The sequence below is a fragment of the Vibrio sp. V43_P6S15P86 genome (genome assembly GCF_009904725.1).
GTDB classification, from domain to species: Bacteria; Pseudomonadota; Gammaproteobacteria; order Enterobacterales; family Vibrionaceae; genus Vibrio; species Vibrio diabolicus.
The window spans coordinates 1-3,853 of sequence record NZ_WXWT01000401.1 but is presented as its reverse complement, the minus strand read 5'-3'; the positions used below and the strand labels follow the sequence as shown (position 1 = coordinate 3,853).

Here is a 3,853-nt window from a genome sequence, read left to right as displayed (position 1 = left end):
ATTCTATCTAGTTGAACTTCTTATCCGTTTTTAACGAGAACCTCGGCAGCGAAGTACATTTTAGAACTGCCCTTTATGAGTTGTAATCTTATCCATGTTTAAATTCTACAAAAAACAGAAATTTAAGCGCCTTCAGAGTACACTGATGACCGCATTTCTGGTGCTCAGTATCACACCTCTTACTATTACTGCGATCTTTTTCCTACAGTCCCACAGTAAAGATCTGCAAGAACAAAGCACCTCACACTTGTTGTCTGTTAGAGATACAAAACAACAGCAAATTATCGACTACTTTGAGGCGCGGGAAACCGAAGTCATGGGCTTTGTGCGCTCTGAACTGGCTTACGCCAGTGGTGGTCGATTCTACGGTCTCGTCAATGCTTTTAGTCGTTTAGGTAATGACATTGAAGAATCTCGTACAAATGCCCAACAGCGCTACATTGAAGGCAGCGGAGATCAAATCAAAACGTCAACGTTACCCGAGTCTTCCAACTATGTCGGAAGTGAACGTTACCGACTCTTACATAAACGTTACCACTGGGCCTACTTGGAGCTCCTCAAGCGCTCTGATTTTAATGATATTTTGCTGGTCGATATCAACGGTAATGTTACCTACTCGATCAACAAAGACGATAACTACGGAACAAACTTATTATCAGGCCCCTACAAAGACTCAGCACTTGGCAAAACCTTCAAGCGTCTAGCTGATGACGTCACTGAACGCCGTAAGGTGAATGAAGACTACACCCCTGTGATTGTGTCTGACTTCGAACTAGAACGTGGTAAACAAGTCGCTTGGTTAGGTGCTCCAATTGTTCAGCAAGGCTACCTACACAGCTATGCTATGTTCCGCTTACCAAATAATGGCATCACGAAGTTAGCCGCAGACGCCAACCGAGAGTCATCCATTAACACCTTACTGGTTGGAAATGATCACCAACCTCGCACAATTAACACCAAGCAAGATGACATTAAGAACAGCTTAGAAGTGATCGATAAAGCACTCTCTGGTGCATTTGGCGTCGGCACTTACACGAACGGTTTAGGTGAAGAGATCATCGCTGCTTATGCACCGATTGAAACGCGTGGTGTTATTTGGGCACTCGTCGTGCAATTACCAGAAAACGAAGCTTTCGCTCGTATTCATCAACTAGAAAAACTGTTTGTTATCGCCATGCTGATCGCCATCATTCTAGTGGTAATCGCTTCCCATTATTTATCAAACTTTATTACTTCTCCGTTGCTGAAGTTAACTTGGGCTGCCGAAAAAGTGTCTGCCGGAGATCTTGATGACACCACCTTTAATACGGTTCGCAAAGATGAAATTGGCCGTCTTGCGCTGAGTTTTGAACGAATGCAACGCTCTATTCGAGAGAAAATTCAAACCATTAAGAAGCAAAATGAAGAGCTCGAGAGCAACATCCAGATCATTCAAAAACAAAATGATGAACTGCAATTGGCCGACAAACTTAAAGATGAGTTCTTAGCCACCACTTCTCATGAACTTCGCACACCATTGCACGGCATGGTCGGAATCGCTGAGACTTTAGCGTCCGGCGCTAACGGTGCTATCCCTGCTAGCCAGAAATATCAGCTTGATATCATCATTAAAAGTGGGCAACGTCTCGCAAACCTTGTTGATGACTTATTGGATTATCATAAAATGCGTTACGGAAGCATGGATATCCAGAAGTCAGCGGTGAGTTTAGCCAGTGCAACGCGACTGGTACTAGAGCTTTCCAGCCATTTACTCGGAAATAAAACCATCCGTATCATCAACCAAGTACCAGCGGATTTGAAAGCGGTGTCTGCCGATCCTCAACGCCTTGAACAAGTGTTATATAACCTGATCGGTAATGCGATTAAGTACACCTCTGAAGGTAAAATCGTTATCTCCGCCAATGTGGTTGATGATCATGTTCGTGTGCAAGTTGTGGATACTGGGCAAGGTATTCCCGCAGAATATCTTGAACATATTTTCGAACCACTTATCCAAGCGGGACAAGACGCAAGTCGCTATCGTCAAGGTGCGGGGCTCGGGCTTTCGATTAGCCGTCAATTGATTGAGTTGATGGGTGGCTCGTTATACGTCAGCAGCCAGCCTATGGTCGGCACCACCTTCAGTTTCACGTTACCACTTGCCAGTGAAGAAGAGATCCAAACAACTCAAACCCTTGCAGCGCACGGACACTTCCAGATTCCTGAAATCGATGTAGAGAACAATGAAGACTTATCACTGCCAGAGAATCCAGACGGCCCGTTACTGTATGTCGCTGACGATGAGCCAGTAAACCTGCGTGTGCTTGAGAGCTTCTTACGTTTAGAGGGCTATCGCGTACGTACCGTCTCTGATGGACCAGAAACATTAGCACTCGTTGAGCAGGAAAAACCGGAACTCCTATTATTGGATATCATGATGCCAGGCATGAGCGGCTATCAAGTCTGCAGTGAATTACGTGAAACTTATGATCATGCCGAGCTACCTATCATTATGCTCACCGCGCTTAGTCAAACAGAAGATCGTGTACGAGGCTTTGAAGCAGGAGCCAACGACTATTTGTCTAAGCCATTCAATAAACAAGAGCTAGCTGCACGAATCCAAGCGCACTTAACGGCAAGCCAAGCAGAAATGCGCCACATGGAGAATAAGATACTTGAATCTGAACTTCGCCAACGAGCGGCTGTAGAGGCAAGCTTATTAGAAACTCAAGGGCGATTGTTGGAACAACTGGAATCGGCTCCTGAAGCGATTATCTGTTTGCGTGAAGATAAGCGTATTCGGTTTGCTAATGAAGCTGCTTGCAAGCTATTCAAGCGTAACTTAGAACAATTAAAACGTTCATCTGCCGATGAGTTGATTGCACCTAAGTATCTGACCGTCAAACAACCTCATTACTGTGGCAAGATTGATATCTATATTGAAGATATTCGTCAAAACATCGAAGCAGACATTCTTAAACTACCTGAAGGCTCAGGCTTAGATGTCATGTATATCTTTAATGTTGGCGGAGGAGCCAATGCCGCTCGCATACACAACCTAGAAACCGCAGTAGAGGTGCTTTCAAGTTATGCTTTTGATGGCGATAAAGACCAGCTGCAGAAGCTGAAAGAACTCGGTGGAGAGTTTACACGCCTTGCAGACAAAGCGCTTGGTAACAAAAAAGACAAACAAGAGCTAATGCGAGAAATTCTGGTCGACGCAATGACACATGCCTTAGAGTACTGGGAGTCAGTCACTGGTGAAAGTAAATTCGCATTTGCCGAACAAAGTGGCTTATGGCGCGTTTATCTTGACCGTAGCACTCTGCAAACACGCACTTTGGATAAATACATGCGTATAGAAACGCTGCCGAAAACGCCACGTTGGAGAACGGTATTGAGCTCGATAGAATTCATCCTTGAACACTGTAAAGAACAGAGTCCTGAGCGTGCGTACATCGAAGCTCAACGAGATAAACTACAGCGACTGTTGACCAGCTAGTACCTATCAAAAAAACTAGCCCAGCGCATACGCTGGGCTTTTTATTATCCAAGCCTTCTCTTTCTCTAAAGACGAACAATACAGCGACTCTCTACCGGTACCACATTAAAATGCCGAATAAGCCTCTGGACAAAGTTGTCCATGGTAGGCATTCCAAACATACGCTTCTATCGCTCTAACCTACCCAAACCAGGTTGAATCGAGCGAATAAAACACTTCATTTTCACAATAAAAAAAGAGCAATAAATGAGAGAAAACTGTCGATAAAAGAGACTATTTTTCAGATAACAAACGGTTTTTAACCAACAATTGACAGAGATTGCGAACTCAATCACAACAGAACGGCAGATTAATTTTTAGCTAATTAATTAA

1 protein-coding gene is annotated in these 3,853 nt (G+C 44.2%); it reads left to right on the top strand.

What is annotated here, in order from left to right:
* Window positions 1-94: 94 nt before the first annotated feature.
* A complete protein-coding gene (locus CAG69_RS18125; RefSeq protein WP_161445502.1) occupies window positions 95-3,481 on the top strand; it encodes a hybrid sensor histidine kinase/response regulator in 3,387 nt (1,128 codons plus the stop codon).
* The last annotated feature ends 372 nt before the right edge of the window (window positions 3,482-3,853 follow it).